The sequence below is a fragment of the Cupriavidus sp. FW305-46 genome (assembly GCF_058787075.1).
Genome location: NZ_JBYSZI010000024.1, coordinates 74,849 through 89,371, shown reverse-complemented (window position 1 = coordinate 89,371; position 14,523 = coordinate 74,849). Strand labels below are relative to the sequence as shown.

At 66.9% G+C, this 14,523-nt stretch carries 14 protein-coding genes; 9 read left to right on the top strand and 5 right to left on the bottom strand.

Annotation, left to right across the window (positions count from 1 at the left end; genetic code table 11):
* Positions 1-35 precede the first annotated feature (35 nt).
* On the top strand, positions 36-866 hold the full coding sequence (locus tag AC3WON_RS14140; RefSeq protein WP_492320875.1) for a carbon-nitrogen hydrolase family protein: 831 nt from the start codon (positions 36-38) through the stop codon (positions 864-866).
* Between the two features lie 99 nt (positions 867-965).
* Positions 966-2,426, top strand: a complete 1,461-nt coding sequence (gene tldD / locus AC3WON_RS14135) for a metalloprotease TldD (protein ID WP_010809060.1) — start codon at positions 966-968, stop codon at positions 2,424-2,426.
* 63 nt (positions 2,427-2,489) lie between these two features.
* On the opposite strand, the gene AC3WON_RS14130 is transcribed toward tldD, so the two are convergent.
* Positions 2,490-3,545 (bottom strand): class I SAM-dependent methyltransferase, encoded by a 1,056-nt coding sequence (locus tag AC3WON_RS14130; protein WP_492352053.1) that lies wholly within the window; start codon positions 3,543-3,545, stop codon positions 2,490-2,492.
* Positions 3,546-4,058: 513 nt separating this feature from the next.
* Between AC3WON_RS14130 and aroG the strand changes: the two genes are divergently transcribed.
* Positions 4,059-5,138, top strand: coding sequence for a 3-deoxy-7-phosphoheptulonate synthase AroG (gene aroG / locus AC3WON_RS14125; RefSeq protein ID WP_492320877.1), 1,080 nt, complete (start codon positions 4,059-4,061; stop codon positions 5,136-5,138).
* 100 nt (positions 5,139-5,238) lie between these two features.
* Here the strand turns inward: aroG and AC3WON_RS14120 are convergent, their stop codons facing one another.
* Positions 5,239-5,637 carry a c-type cytochrome gene (locus tag AC3WON_RS14120; protein ID WP_010809063.1) on the bottom strand — a complete coding sequence of 133 codons (399 nt, stop codon included), beginning with the start codon at positions 5,635-5,637 and terminating at the stop codon, positions 5,239-5,241.
* Positions 5,638-5,647: 10 nt separating this feature from the next.
* Positions 5,648-5,995, bottom strand: coding sequence for a c-type cytochrome (locus tag AC3WON_RS14115; RefSeq protein WP_010809064.1), 348 nt, complete (start codon positions 5,993-5,995; stop codon positions 5,648-5,650).
* Between the two features lie 540 nt (positions 5,996-6,535).
* On the opposite strand from AC3WON_RS14115, the gene AC3WON_RS14110 reads away from it, so the two are divergent.
* The 3 genes from AC3WON_RS14110 to AC3WON_RS14100 are packed head-to-tail and all read left to right on the top strand — an operon-like array spanning position 6,536 to position 9,237.
* Entirely contained in the window at positions 6,536-7,426 is an 891-nt protein-coding gene (locus AC3WON_RS14110) for an AAA family ATPase (protein WP_492352052.1), read from the top strand.
* Positions 7,427-7,439: 13 nt separating this feature from the next.
* The gene (locus AC3WON_RS14105) at positions 7,440-8,033 is read left to right on the top strand and encodes a GNAT family N-acetyltransferase (RefSeq protein ID WP_492320879.1); all 594 of its coding nucleotides are present in this window, start codon (positions 7,440-7,442) and stop codon (positions 8,031-8,033) included.
* Positions 8,034-8,061: 28 nt separating this feature from the next.
* A complete protein-coding gene (locus AC3WON_RS14100; protein ID WP_010809067.1) occupies positions 8,062-9,237 on the top strand; it encodes a vWA domain-containing protein in 1,176 nt (391 codons plus the stop codon).
* A gap of 67 nt (positions 9,238-9,304) precedes the next feature.
* On the opposite strand, the gene AC3WON_RS14095 is transcribed toward AC3WON_RS14100, so the two are convergent.
* Positions 9,305-10,213: a LysR substrate-binding domain-containing protein gene (locus tag AC3WON_RS14095; RefSeq protein WP_492320880.1), complete on the bottom strand. Its 909-nt coding sequence runs from the start codon at positions 10,211-10,213 to the stop codon at positions 9,305-9,307.
* 124 nt (positions 10,214-10,337) lie between these two features.
* Here AC3WON_RS14095 and AC3WON_RS14090 point away from each other — a divergent pair, with 124 nt between their 5' ends.
* From AC3WON_RS14090 to AC3WON_RS14080, 3 genes are all read left to right on the top strand, one after another.
* A complete protein-coding gene (locus AC3WON_RS14090) occupies positions 10,338-11,324 on the top strand; it encodes a tripartite tricarboxylate transporter substrate binding protein BugE (protein WP_492320881.1) in 987 nt (328 codons plus the stop codon).
* A 15-nt stretch (positions 11,325-11,339) separates the two neighbouring features.
* On the top strand, positions 11,340-12,227 hold the full coding sequence (locus tag AC3WON_RS14085) for an N-formylglutamate amidohydrolase (protein WP_010809074.1): 888 nt from the start codon (positions 11,340-11,342) through the stop codon (positions 12,225-12,227).
* 249 nt (positions 12,228-12,476) lie between these two features.
* A complete protein-coding gene (locus AC3WON_RS14080) occupies positions 12,477-13,262 on the top strand; it encodes a BspC domain-containing protein (RefSeq protein WP_492320882.1) in 786 nt (261 codons plus the stop codon).
* A gap of 92 nt (positions 13,263-13,354) precedes the next feature.
* Here the strand turns inward: AC3WON_RS14080 and AC3WON_RS14075 are convergent, their stop codons facing one another.
* Entirely contained in the window at positions 13,355-14,497 is a 1,143-nt protein-coding gene (locus tag AC3WON_RS14075) for a M14 family metallopeptidase (RefSeq protein WP_010809076.1), read from the bottom strand.
* Positions 14,498-14,523 lie beyond the last annotated feature (26 nt).

Here is a 14,523-nt window from a genome sequence, read left to right as displayed (position 1 = left end):
CTCCCGCGCTGAGGAAAACAACGCCCGCCCCGCCTATGACTGCACCTGCCGCCTCCGCCCCGTTCCGCGTTGCCGCCGTCCAGACCGTGACCGGCACCTCGCTCGATGCCAACCTGGCGCGCGCCGACGCGCTGATCGCCGAGGCCGCAGCCGGCGGCGCGGCACTGGTGCTGCTGCCCGAATACTTCTGCATGATGGGCCGCTCCGAAGCGGACAAGGTGGCCGTGCGCGAGCACGACGGCGACGGCCCGGTGCAGCAGTTCCTGGCCGATGCGGCACGCCGCCACGGCATCTGGCTGGTCGGCGGCACGCTGCCGATGTGGTGCGACGACCCGGCGCGCGTGTACAACACCTCGCTCGCCTTCAATCCGAGCGGCGAGCGCGTGGCGCGCTATGACAAGATCCACCTGTTCGGCTTCACCCGCGGCACTGAGAGCTACGACGAGTCGCGCACCATCCTGGCCGGGCGCACGCCGGTCAGCTTCGACGCGCCCTGCGGCCGGGTGGCGATGTCGGTGTGCTACGACCTGCGCTTCCCCGAGCTTTACCGCGGGCTGGCCGCCGGCGACGGCACCAGCTTGATTCTGATGCCGGCCGCCTTCACCTACACCACGGGGCAGGCGCACTGGGAGATCCTGCTGCGCGCCCGCGCCATTGAAAACCAATGTTATGTGCTGGCCGCGGCACAGGGCGGCAAGCATGAGAACGGCCGGCGCACCTGGGGCCATTCGATGCTGGTCGATCCGTGGGGCGAGGTGCTGGCAACGCTGCCTGAGGGCGAAGGCGTGGTCGGCGGCGTGATTGATCCCGCGCGTCTGGCCGAGGTCCGGCAGAACCTGCCGGCACTGCGACACCGGGTGCTGTAGCATGTACGCAACCGCGGGGGCCGCCACTGGCGCCCGCCCAGAGAATTTTTTGCCGCGCCGGCCGCAAGCCGGTGCGTCCCCAGGAAGAAAGGACATCTCATGAACGCCGGCGATCTCGGAATCCGCAACCTGGCCACCGCGCAGCAACTGCTGCTGGCACCGTACGGCCTGGACGAGGCCAAGCTCCAGCGCGTGCTGGCCGATATCTTCACGCACAAGGTCGACTATGCCGACCTGTACTTCCAGTACACCCGCAACGAGGCCTGGAGCCTGGAAGAAGGCATCGTCAAGTCGGGCAGCTTCAGCATCGACCAGGGTGTGGGCGTGCGCGCGGTCTCGGGCGACCGCACCGCCTTCGCCTATTCGGACGACATCAGCCTGGCGGCGCTGTCGCAGGCCGCGGCGGCCACGCGCACCATCGGCCGTGCCGGCAACGGCCGCGTCAAGGTGGCCGGCGAGCTGGCCACGCACGCCGGGCGCAACCTGTACGCGCCCAACGACCCGCTCGACTCCATGAGCGCGGCCGAGAAGGTGGCGCTGCTTGAGCGCGTCGAGCGCATGGCGCGCGCCAAGGATCCGCGCGTGGTGCAGGTGATGGCAGGCCTGGCCGGCGAATACGACGTGGTGCTGGTGGCGCGCAGCGACGGCGTGATCGCCGCCGACGTGCGTCCGCTGGTGCGGGTCTCGGTCACGGTGATCGCCGAACACGGCGGGCGCCGCGAGGTCGGCTCTTCCGGCGGCGGCGGCCGCTATGCCTATGGCTACTTCACCGACGAGCTGCTGCAGAAGTATGTGGACGAGGCCGTCTCTTCGGCCCTGGTCAACCTGGACGCGCGCCCGGCCCCGGCCGGCTCGATGACCGTGGTGCTGGGCCCGGGCTGGCCCGGCGTGCTGCTGCATGAAGCCGTCGGCCACGGCCTGGAGGGCGACTTCAACCGCAAGGGCTCGTCGGCCTTTGCCGGCCGCATGGGCGAACGCGTCGCGGCCAAGGGCGTGACCGTGGTCGACGACGGCACGCTGGCCAACCGCCGCGGCTCGCTCAACCTGGACGACGAAGGCAACCCGACCCAGTGCACCACGCTGATCGAGGACGGCATCCTGCGCGGCTATATCCAGGACACGCTCAACGCGCGCCTGATGAAGATGCCGGTCACCGGCAACGCGCGCCGCGAAAGCTATGCCGCGCTGCCGATGCCGCGCATGACCAACACCTACATGCTCAACGGCGACAGGGATCCGCAGGAGATCATCGCCAGCGTCAAGCGCGGCCTGTATGCGGTCAACTTCGGCGGCGGCCAGGTGGACATCACCAACGGCAAGTTCGTGTTCTCGGCGAGCGAGGCCTACATGATCGAGGACGGCAAGATCACCTACCCGGTCAAGGGCGCGACGCTGGTCGGCAACGGCCCGGAATCGCTGAAGGATGTCACCATGATCGGCAACGACATGCGCCTGGACTCGGGCGTCGGCGTGTGCGGCAAGGAAGGCCAGAGCGTGCCGGTGGGCGTGGGCCAGCCGACGCTGCGCATCGAGAACATGACGGTGGGCGGCACCGCCTGACCAGTCCGGCGATGACGAAGACGGGACCCTGCGGGGTCCCGTTTTTCATGGAATCGCCCAACCTTACGGCCGCACTTCATACACCAGGTTGAACGGCGTCTGCGCCGCGCGGCGGAAACTGCTGAAGCCGGCCTGCTCAACCACTGCGCGCATGCGCGCCTCGCCCGCCTGCGCGCCCAGGCACAGGCCGACTTCCTGCGCGCGCGACGCCGGCGTGCAGATGAAGGTGGACGCGGAATAGAACACCCGGCCCAGCGGGTTCAGGTTCTGCTCCAGCGTGTCGTTGGCAAACGGTTCCACGATCATCCAGGCGCCATCGGCACGCAGGGTCTCGCGCACGTGGCGCGCCGCGCCGACCGGATCGCCCATGTCGTGCAGGCAGTCGAACACCGTCACCAGGTCATAGCCCTTGCCGTCGTAGTCCTTGGCGGTGGCCACTTCGAAGCGCACGCGCTCGGCCACGCCGGCGCGGCGCGCGGCTTCGGCGGCATGGCGCACCGAAGGCTCGTGGTAGTCGAAACCGACAAAGCGCGAGGCCGGATACGCCTGCGCCATGATGATGGTCGACGCGCCGTGGCCGCAGCCCACGTCCGCCACCGATGCGCCCGCCTTGAGCCGCGCCTCGATGCCGTCCAGCGCGGGAATCCATTCGGAGACCAGGTGCGCCGCGTAGCCGGGCCGGAAGAAGCGCTCGGTGCCGTGGAACAGCGCGGGATCGTGCTCGTGCCAGCCCAGCCCGCGGCCGTTGCGGAAGATATCGATCACCTTCGGGATGGCGCGGAACTGCGCCACCGCGATCTGGAACGCGCCCGGGATAAATGCGAGGCTGCCCTCCTGCGCCAGCGCATAGGCCTGCTCTTCGTTCAGGCTGAACTGCCCGGTGGCCGGGTCATAGTCGACGTAGCCGCTGGCCGCCTGTGCCGACAGCCATTCGCGCAGGTAGCGCACGTCGGTATGGGTCTTTGCCGCCAGCACTTCGGCGGTCATTGCTTTTTCCGCCATGGCCTTGTACAGGCCGAGTTCATCGCCCACCACCACGGTCGCGGCATGCATCACCGCGCCGATATCGTTGACGAATTTTTCCATGAAGGCATTCAGCCTCGCTTCATCGACGCTCATGATGCACCTCCCCGTGCTCACTGCTCCCCGGTTCCAATATAGCCCCCGGTCATGTCGGGGAAAGCCGAAAAGCAGCGGCGGGGCAAGGCTTGCGCGGCAAGACTGCAAGGCGCCAGGAGATCGGTGCGCCAGCACACCGCATGGCCTCGCCGACACTTGCCAACCCTGGCAAAAGGCGCTATAAAGATGCTTCGCCGCGCGACAGGCAACTGACGCACGCTGAAAATTGACCGGCCGGCGCGCAATTTCCTGCCTTTCTGCTACGCAGTGCAGCATAAATTCGGCGCCCACGACGATAATCGATTCAAGCTGACCCAAGCCAAAGCCTTTTTCCGCCATGTCCGCTAAGTTTTACTTTTACTTTTTTAGCGATCTCACACCGCTGGCGGATAGGGAGGGACGGCTGTAAGCAGCGCCCCGAATACAAAAAAAACCGCCAGCGACCCTGGCGGTTTTTTTATACCTGTTTGTTTCCCCACCCACTCACGACCTCACAAGAATCCCGGAGCCATCATGCTGAAGAACACCGACGACCTGCGCATTCGCGAACTCAAGGAACTGCTGCCGCCCGCGCACCTGATCCGCGAGTTCGGCTGCTCCGAACAGGCTTCGGACGTGATCTACGGCGCGCGCCAGGCCATGCACCGCATCCTGCACGGCATGGATGACCGCCTAATCGTCATCATCGGCCCGTGCTCGATCCACGATACCCGCGCCGCGCTGGACTACGCCAAGCTGCTCAAGGTCCAGCGCGACCGCTTCGCCGGCGAGCTGGAAGTGGTGATGCGCGTGTACTTCGAGAAGCCGCGCACCACGGTGGGCTGGAAGGGGCTGATCAACGATCCGCACATGGATGGCAGCTTCAAGATCAACGATGGCCTGCGCACCGCGCGCGAACTGCTGCTGAACATCAGCGAGATGGGCGTGCCGACCGGCACCGAGTACCTCGACATGATCAGCCCGCAGTACATCGCCGACCTGGTCAGCTGGGGCGCGATCGGCGCCCGCACCACCGAGTCGCAGGTGCACCGCGAACTCGCCTCCGGGCTGTCGTGCCCGGTGGGCTTCAAGAACGGCACCGACGGCAACGTCAAGATCGCGGTCGATGCGATCAAGGCCGCGTCGCAGCCGCACCATTTCCTGTCGGTGACCAAGGGCGGCCACTCGGCGATCGTGTCGACCTCAGGCAACGAGGACTGCCACGTGATCCTGCGCGGCGGCAAGACGCCCAACTACGACGCCGCCAGCGTGCAGGAAGCGTGCGACGCGATCGCCAAGGCCGGCCTGGCCTCGCGCCTGATGGTCGATGCCTCGCACGCCAACAGCAGCAAGCGGCATGAGAACCAGATCCCGGTGTGCGAAGACATCGGCCGCCAGATCGCCGGCGGCGACCAGCGCATCATCGGCGTGATGGTGGAATCGCACCTGGTGGCGGGCCGCCAGGACCACGTCCAGGGCCAGCCGGTCGAGGAACTGACCTACGGCCAGTCCGTGACCGATGCCTGCATCGGCTGGGACGACTCGGTCAAGGTGCTCGAGGGCCTGGCCGAGTCGGTGCGCCAGCGCCGGCTGGTGTCGGGCAGCGGCAACTGATAGCGCCGCGGGGCCCGGGCCCCGCGCTCGCGCATACAACAAAAAAGCCGCTTCCAGGGAAGCGGCTTTTCTGCACTGGCGCGGCGGCGGCCGCGCGTTCTTACTTCTTCAGCACCAGGTCGCCAGGCAGCGACTCGATGTAGGCGGCCATGTCCTTCAGCTCCTTGCGGGTGAACGGGCGCGGCTTGCCGTCCTTGTCGGTCACGGCCGGATTGGCGTTGACCTGGCCGGCCATGATGGCATTGGAGCGGCCCACCAGCGGGTTGCCCGACACCTGGTACGACGCCAGCGCGTGGTACAGGTAGTCGGCGTGCTGGCCCGCCAGCTTGGGGTAGTCCGGCGAGATCGGGGCGTTCATGCCCGCGCCGTGGCAGGCCACGCAGGCACCCTTTTCCACCAGCGCCTTGCCGGCGGCAAGGTCGGCGGCCGAGGCCGGCATCGCGGCAGCACCCAGCACGAGTGCGCCGAGCGCGAACGAAAGCGTCTTGAGCGTATTCATGTGGGGTCTCTTACTTGAGGGAATTGTTCTGCGTGCCGGCCTTCTGCTGCGAGTAGTAGGCCGCCACGTTGGCGATGTCCTGCTCGGTCAGCGTCGCGGCGATGCCGCGCATGGTCGGGTGCTTGCGCTCGCCCTTCTGGTAGGCCTTGAGCGCGTTCTCGATGTACTTGGCGCTCTGGCCGCCCAGCAGCGGCACTTCATAGATTTCGGGGAATGACGCACGGTAGCCCGGAATGCCGTGGCAGCCGATGCACATTGCAACCTTGTCCTTGGCAGCGTCTCCATTGCCCTTGACTTCCTGTGCCTGCGCGGCCGTTGCAGCCGCGCCCAGCACCACCATCGTGAGGAGCTTTTTCATTGTCTTTGCGGATTGGAAGTTAAACCGTGTGACCTGCCCTGCCGGGCGGAGACGGTTTCAGAATGCTGCTGCGGGGAAAACCAGGGCAGCCGGAGGGATTGCCGAGGTGCAACCCGCCAGACATGTCGCATCCGGTCTGTTGCCGGGATGTGGAACACCATTCTGGAACCACCTCTCGCAATCGCCGCGACCCGGAAGGGCCGCTGGGACTTCTGAACGCGGACTGCCGGATGCTGGGAGAACTGGACGTGGGGGCGCGTCAAACCGCCGCATTGTACCGCAGCCGGCACCTGCCAGTCCAGCAACCGGCCCGGGCCGCCGGTGGCCTGTCAGCGCGCCCCAACACGAACCGCAAAGGTCTTTTATACTGGCTGATCCCGGGAATCCGCACGACCGTTCGCGAATGCTGCCGCCAGCAGCGCGCGGGCGCCCTGCACCGGACCCTGTTTCCATAATGAAAGCGCGCATGACAGCGCGAAGAGACCGCGCCAAGCACGCCAACCCGGCCCTCGATCCGAGGCCGTCACCTCAGGTTGCCTCATGTCAAACATCGCCAACGCTTCCGCCCAAGCTTTCATCGCCCAGCAGGCCCGTTTCGAGGGCAGCGACCAGTATGTCGCCACCGACGACCTCAAGCTGGCCGTCAATGCCGCGCGCACGCTGCAGCGCCCGCTGCTGATCAAGGGCGAGCCCGGCACCGGCAAGACCATGCTGGCCGAGGAAGTCGCCGCCGCGCTGGGCATGCCGCTGCTGCAGTGGCATATCAAGTCGACCACCAAGGCGCAGCAGGGCCTGTACGAGTACGACGCGGTGTCGCGCCTGCGCGACTCGCAGCTGGGCGACGACCGCGTCCACGACATCCGCAACTACATCGTCAAGGGCGTGCTGTGGCAGGCCTTTGACGCCGACGAGCAGGTGGTTCTGCTGATCGACGAGATCGACAAGGCCGACATCGAATTCCCCAACGACCTGCTGCGCGAACTCGACCGCATGGAGTTCTACGTCTACGAGACGCGCGAACTGGTCAAGGCGAAGCACCGCCCGCTGGTGATCATCACCTCGAACAACGAGAAGGAGCTGCCCGACGCCTTCCTGCGCCGCTGCTTCTTCCACTACATCAAGTTCCCCGACGCCGACACCATGCAGCAGATCGTCGACGTGCACTACCCCGGCATCAAGCGCGAGCTGGTCGCCGCCGCCCTGGAATCGTTCTACGAGATGCGCAACCTGCCGGGCCTGAAGAAGAAGCCGTCCACGTCCGAACTGATCGACTGGCTCAAGCTGCTGATGGCCGAGGACATCCCGCCCGAAGCACTGAAGAGCCCGGACAAGAAGGCCGCGATCCCGCCGCTGCATGGCGCGCTGCTGAAGAACGAGCAGGACGTGCACCTGTTCGAGCGCCTGGTGTTCATGAACCGCGCCAACCGCTGAGGCATTGCCCGCCATGACTGCGTTCGTCAAACCCGTCACGCTGGTGGGCCGGCACGTCACGCTGGAGCCGCTGCGCGCCGAGCATGCCGAGGGCCTGCGCAACGCCTGCGCCGACGGCGAGCTGTGGAAGCTCTGGTACACCAGCGTGCCCGCGCCCGAGCGCATGGAGGCCGAGATCGCGCGGCGCCTGGCGCTGCAGGAACAGGGCTCGATGCTGCCGTTCGCGGTGCGCGATGCCGCCGGCGAGCTGGCGGGCATGACCACCTACATGAATATCGACGCAGCCCACCGGCGTGTGGAGATCGGCTCCACCTGGTATGCGCGCCGCGTCCAGCGCACGCCGCTGAACACGGAGTGCAAGCTGATGCTGCTGGGCCATGCCTTCGACCATCTCGACTGCATCGCCGTGGAGTTCCGCACGCACTGGATGAACCAGCAGAGCCGCGCCGCCATCGCGCGCCTGGGCGCCAGGCAGGACGGCGTGCTGCGCAACCACCAGCGCATGCCGGACGGCTCGTTGCGCGACACCGTGGTGTTCTCGATCATCGCCAGCGAATGGCCGGCGGTGCGGCAACACCTGCAATTCCAGCTCGACCGTCCGCGCTGAAGCGGCCGCCGACTGATAGCGAGGCATCATGCTGATCGATTTCTTCTTCTCGCTGCGCCACGCCAAGCTGCCGGTCTCGGTCAAGGAATACCTGACCATGCTGGAAGCGCTCAAGGCGCAGGTCATCTCGCCGTCCATCGACGAGTTCTACTACCTGTCGCGCATGACGCTGGTCAAGGACGAGAAGCACTTCGACAAGTTCGACCAGACCTTCGCCGCCTACTTCAAGGGCGTCGAGAGCCTGGTCGACTGGAAGTCCGACATCCCGCTCGACTGGCTGCAGAAGACGCTGGAGCGCGAACTCTCGCCCGAGGAAAAAGCCAAGATCGAGGCCATGGGCGGCCTCGACAAGCTGATGGAGCGCCTCAAGCAGCTGCTCGAGGAGCAGAAGGAAAAGCACGAGGGCGGCAACAAGTGGATCGGCACCGGCGGCACCTCGCCGTTCGGCCACGGCGGCTACAACCCCGAGGGCATCCGCATCGGCGGCCCGTCCAAGGGCAACCGCACCGCGATCAAGGTGTGGGAGACGCGCGCCTACAAGGACTATGACGACCAGGTCGAACTGGGCACGCGCAATATCAAGGTGGCGCTGCGCCGGCTGCGCCGCTTCGCGCGCGAAGGCGCCGACACCGAGCTGGACCTGGACGACACCATCCACTCCACCGCGGCCAACGCCGGCCTGCTCGACATCAAGCTGCGGCCCGAGCGCCACAACAAGGTCAAGGTGCTGATGCTGATGGACGTGGGCGGCTCGATGGACGACCACATCAAGCGCGTGGAAGAGCTGTTCTCGGCCACCAAGACTGAGTTCAAGCACCTGGAGTACTACTACTTCCACAACTGCCTGTACGACTACGTGTGGAAGAACAACCGCCGCCGCCACGCCGAGAAGCTGGCCACGTGGGACCTGCTGCACAAGTACACGCCCGACTACAAGATCATCTTCGTCGGCGACGCCACCATGAGCCCGTACGAGATCCTGCAGCCGGGCGGCTCGGTGGAGTACAACAACACCGAAGCCGGCGCGGTCTGGCTGAACCGGATGACCGAGCAGTTCCCGCACTTCGTCTGGCTCAACCCCGAGCCGGAAGGGCTGTGGCAGTACCGGCAGTCGATCACGGTCATCAACCAGCTGATGAAGGGACGGATGTATCCGGTGACGCTGGCCGGGCTGGAACAGGCGATGAAGGTGTTGTCGAAGTAAGGCAGCGCTGGCTGCTGAAGCGCGCAAGGGGCGGCATCGAGATGCCGCCCTTTTTTGTGCTCCGGCCTCAGCCCGGCCGCGCCAGGTCGGCCCCTTCCATCACCCATGCGCGGAACGTGCGCAGCGCCGGCAGGTGCTGCTTCTGCTCCGGATAGCACAGGTAATAGCCCTTCTTGGCCAGCACCTGGGCCGGATGCGCCACCACCAGCGCCCCTGTGGCCAGCTCTTCCTCGATCAGGCAGCGCGGGATCAGCGCGATGCCCAGACCCGACAGCGCGGCCTGCGTGAGCAGCGAGAACTGGTCGAAGCGCGCGCCGCTCCAGGCCTCGCGGGTCGGCACGCCCAGCGTGGCGAACCAGTCGGGCCAGGCTTCGGGCACGGTGGTGTGATGCAGCAGCGGATAGCGCAGCAAGGCAGCGGGCGTGGGCGCCACGCCGCCGGGCTCGGACGCCAGCAGGCCCGGGCGGCACACTGGCAGCACCTCGCGCCCGGTCATGTAGTCGGCCAGGCTGCCGGGCCAGACGCCGTCGCCGAAGCGGATCGCGGCGTCCAGGTCCGGCTCGGAAAAATCGTAGCCCTGCGCGTGCGGCACGAATTCCAGCTTCACCTCCGGATGGCGCGCGAAGAACTGCGGCAGGCGCGGAATCAGCCACTTGGCGCCCAGCGTCGGCATGCTGGCGATATGCAGCACGCCGCCCCGCCCCTGCCGCGCCATCAGCTCGACGGTGGCGGCCTCCAGCTCGTTCAGGCTGGGGCCGATGCGCTCCAGGTAGCGCTCGCCCGCGGTGGTCAGCATCAGGCGCTGGCGCACGCGCTGGAACAGCTCCACGCCCAGGTAAGCCTCCAGGCTGCGCACCTGCTTGCTGACCGCGCCTTGCGTGACATGCAGTTCACGCGCGGCTACGGTAAAACTGTTATGGCGTGCCGCGGCCTCAAAGGCCTGCAACTCGGTCAGCGACGGACATAAGCGTCGCATAAATCACCTCTACTTCACGACCAAATGGAATGAGCTAAGGATTTTATTTCGTTTGCGGCGCGCTTGCTCGGGCGCGCAGAATCGTGAAATCCACTTTATTCCTCCCCTCGCCCTGGATCCCCCCATGCAACGTCGCCATCTTCTCCGCCTCCTGGCCGCCGCTTCGGCCGCCGCCGCTGCCGGCATCTCCTTCAGCGCCATGGCCCAGGCCGGCTATCCGACCAAGCCGATCACGCTGGTGGTGCCCTTCCCCGCCGGCGGCACCACCGACATCGTCGCGCGCATCGTCGCCGACAAGCTCGGCCAGCAACTGGGCCAGGCCGTGGTGGTTGACAACCGCGGCGGCGCCGGCGGCAGCATCGGCACCGCTTTCCTGTCCAAGGCGGCGCCGGACGGCTACACGCTGGGCATTGCCACGGCCTCGACCCATGGCATCAATCCGGCGGTCTACCCGCGCCTGTCCTACGATGCAACCAAGGACTTCACCACCATCACCAACCTGGCCTCGGTGCCCAACGTGATGAGCATCAACCCGGCGGTCAAGGCCACCGACATGAAGTCCTTCATCGCGCTGGCGCAGTCGCAGCCCAACAAGCTGGCCTATGGCTCGGCGGGCAACGGCAGCGTCTCGCACATGATGGGGGAACTGTTCAAGATGAGCAGCAAGACCGAACTGCTGCACGTGCCCTACAAGGGCGTGGGCCCGGCGCTGAACGACGCGCTGGCCGGCCAGGTGCAGGTGCTGTTCGACAACCTGCCGTCGTCGCTGCCGTTCATTGAAGGCGGCAAGCTGCGTGCGCTCGCCGTGGCAGCGCCCAAGCGCGTGGCCGCGCTGCCCAACGTGCCGACCTTCGCCGAACTGGGCCTGGGCGAAGTCAACGACGCCGCCTGGTTCGGCCTGATCGCGCCGGCCAACCTGCCGGCGGATATCCAGACCAGGCTCCACACCGCCGCGGTCAAGGTGCTGGCACTGCCGGAAGTGAAGGCCAAGCTCGAGAAGCTGGGCGCGACCCCGGTAGGCGATACGCCGGCGCACTTTGCCGCCCAGATCAAGAGCGAAGTGGCCAAGAACAAGCGCGTGGCCGCCGCCGCCAAGATCTCGCTCGACTGACTTTACGGCAACACCATGACCGACACCGACCGAACCACCGCGGACAGTCCGTTCTATCTGTACCAGCCCGAGGGCGAGCCCGCCGCGCTGTTCCTGGACTCGCCGCACAGCGCGACGACCTACCCGACGGACTTCCGCCCCGACCCCGCGCTGCCGCTGCCGCTGCTGCGCCAGGCCGAAGACACCTTTGTCGACGAACTCTACGCCGGCGCCCCGGCGCGCGGCATCGCGCTGCTGTGCGCGGGCTTCCCGCGCAGCTACCTGGACGCCAACCGCGCGCTGGAAGAAATCGACGAAGCCCTGCTCGACGCTCCCTGGCCCGGCGCCAGGCAGGAGACCGCCAAGACCCGGCTGGGCAAGGGCCTGGTCTGGCGGGTGCTGGACACCGGCGAGGCCATCTACGACCGCAAGCTGAGCGTGGAAGAAGTGCAGGCGCGCATCAACCGCTGCTACCTGCCCTATTACGCGCAGCTGCAGAAGCTGGCCGACCGCGCCGTGGCCAGCCACGGCAGCGCCTGGCATATCAACTGCCATTCGATGCCGAGCCACGCCGCGCCATTCGCCACCGAGTTCCCGGGGCTGGAGCATCCGGATTTCGTGGTCGGCGACCGCGACGGCACCACCTGCGACAAGCGCTTCACCGACCGGGTCGAGGGCGTGCTCAAGGAGATGGGCTACGACGTCTGGCGCAACCACCCGTACAAGGGCGTGGAGATCGTGCGCGTGGTGGGCCAGCCCCAGGCCGGCTGCCACAGCCTGCAGCTGGAGGTCAACCGCAAGCTCTACATGGACGAGGTGGGCCTCACGCATACCGCGGGCTTTGCCAGGCTGCGCCATGACCTGAACCTGCTGCTCGACGAGCTGCTGCGCTTTACGCGCTCGATGCCGTCGCGCGTGGCCTGACCCGGGCCGGGGCTGCGCCACGCAGCCCCGCATAAGCTGCGGGTTCACCGCAGTTGTGCGAAACAGGGGATTCCTGCTAGCGCACAAGTCACTTGTTGCACGACATCATGCGTTAGAAGAATGGGTAACAAGATTTAGGAACTTTGTCAGATAGGTTTCCTCTATCATGGCATTCCTTTGCGAACCCATCTTGCCTGCCGGCCCTACGGCGCCGCGGGCAAACCCAAGAACGCACACACCGCTCACACCGTGATCCGACGAATCTCCGAACTGCTCGGCAGCCGGCTCCGCATGGTGGCTGCCGCAGTGGCCGGTGCGATCGCGCTGGCAGGCTGCGCCAATATGCCGGCCGAAGATGCCAGCGCCGGCCCGGCACCTGCCCCGGCACCCGCCGCCGCGCCCGCCCGACCTGCCGCCGCCCCGGCACCCGCCACTCCCACGCCACCCACCAAGACCGTCACCCTGCCCGACCGCGGCCGCGTCAGCCTGTCCGAGTACCGGACCCGTATGCGCGAACAACTGATGAAGACCGAGAACGCCACCAGCGACGTGGCGGACTGCGCCGCCCACGCCAGCTGGGTGGTGCCGCGCTCGGCCACCTACGATGCCCTGAAGATTCCCACCGGCGCGCTCGCAGCGGGACAGGCCACGACCGAGCCATGGAGCGGACGCTTCTCGCCGGGCAAGCAGGCCGTTCCGGTCAGCTCGGTGGTCACCTTCGCCGCCACCGCGCACAAGCGCCGCGGCAGCGACGACTGGCAGCCGGTGAAGGTGCGCTGCGGTTATGACGACGGGATGATGCTGGCGTATGAACTGCTGGACAGCGGCGGCGCCACCATCAGCGAACCGGCTGCCGCGCCGGCCGTGCCAACTGCTACGCGCACTTCGGCAAGCAAGAGCCGCAATGGGGCCAAGGGCAAGAGCACGGCATCGAAGTCAAGCAAGGCGTCGGCGTCCAGGTCGTCGAAGTCAACGAGCGCCAAGTCCACCTCCGGCTCGGCCAAGACGACCAGCAAGGCCAAGAAGAAGCAGTAACGCGATGGCGCCCGTGCGGGCGCTGGTTGTCTCCCCTCTCCCGCCTGCGGGAGAGGGGAGACAACCAGCAGCGTGCAACAGAGTCGCCAGCCTCAGCCCAGGTAGTCCAGGATCGCCTGCAGCATCGCCGTCCCCAGCAGCGCACTGCGCGCGCCATTCCAGCCGACCGCCGGATCCGGCAGGTCGGCATTGTCCTTGAACGGCATCTCCAGCGTCAGCGCCAGGCAGCCGAAGGTATGGCCGATGTACTTGGAGGCCAGCTTGAGCGCATCCGCGTTGTACTTGCTGGCCGCGTAGCCGTGCACATCCTGGAAATCCGGCGAAACCCGCTTGAAGGCCTCGATAAAGCGCTGCTGCTCGCGCCGGCGCGCCTCCGTAAAGCCCGGCAGCATCTCGCTGCCGGCGACGAAGTTGTACGGCAGTCCCTCGTCGCCATGGATGTCGAAGAACATGTCGCAGCCGCTGGCCTCGATGGCGCGGCGCACGTGGTAGACCTCCGGGCTGGTATCCGGGCTCGGCGCCATCCACTCGCGGTTCAGGTTGGCGCCGGCGGCGTTGGTGCGCAGGTTGCCGCGCGCCGAGCCGTCCGGGTTCATGTTCGGCACGATATGGAACACCGCGCGCTCCAGCAGCTTGCGCGCAACCGGGTCGCCCGCCCACATGCCGGTGCCGGTCAGGCGCTGCAGCACGCCTTCGACAAACCATTCGGCCATGCTCTCGCCCGGGTGCTGGCGCGCGATCATCCAGATGGTCTTCTTGCCGGGGCCGGGCTGGCCCAGCGTGACACGGGTCATGTCGCGCCCGTCCACGGTGCTGCCCAGGTGCGACAGCCGCGCCAGCGGCGAGCGCTGGCAGCTGGCCAGCAGCGACAGGTGGCGCTCATCCGGATACGGCTCGAAATACGCAAACCAGATGCTGTCGTGCTCGGGCGTGAATTCCACCGTCATCACCTGGCCGTCGAAGCGCGTCGGCACGCGGAACCAGTTGGCGCGGTCGTACGAAGCCACCGCGCGGTAGTCACGCCATCCGTCCGGGTAGGTGCAGTCGCCGGCGTTCAGGAAGTGCATCCGGCACGCCTGCCCCGCCGCGCCCTGCAGGCGGAAATGGAACCACTGGCGGAAGTCTGCGTGCGAGTCGGCGCGGATGCGCAGGCGGATATCGTCGGCGCGGTCGAGCGCCTCGACCTCGATGGCGCCGGAGTCGAATTGCGAAGAGATGTGCAAGGCGGCAGGCATGGCTGGCAGTCTCGTGGCGATGGGTT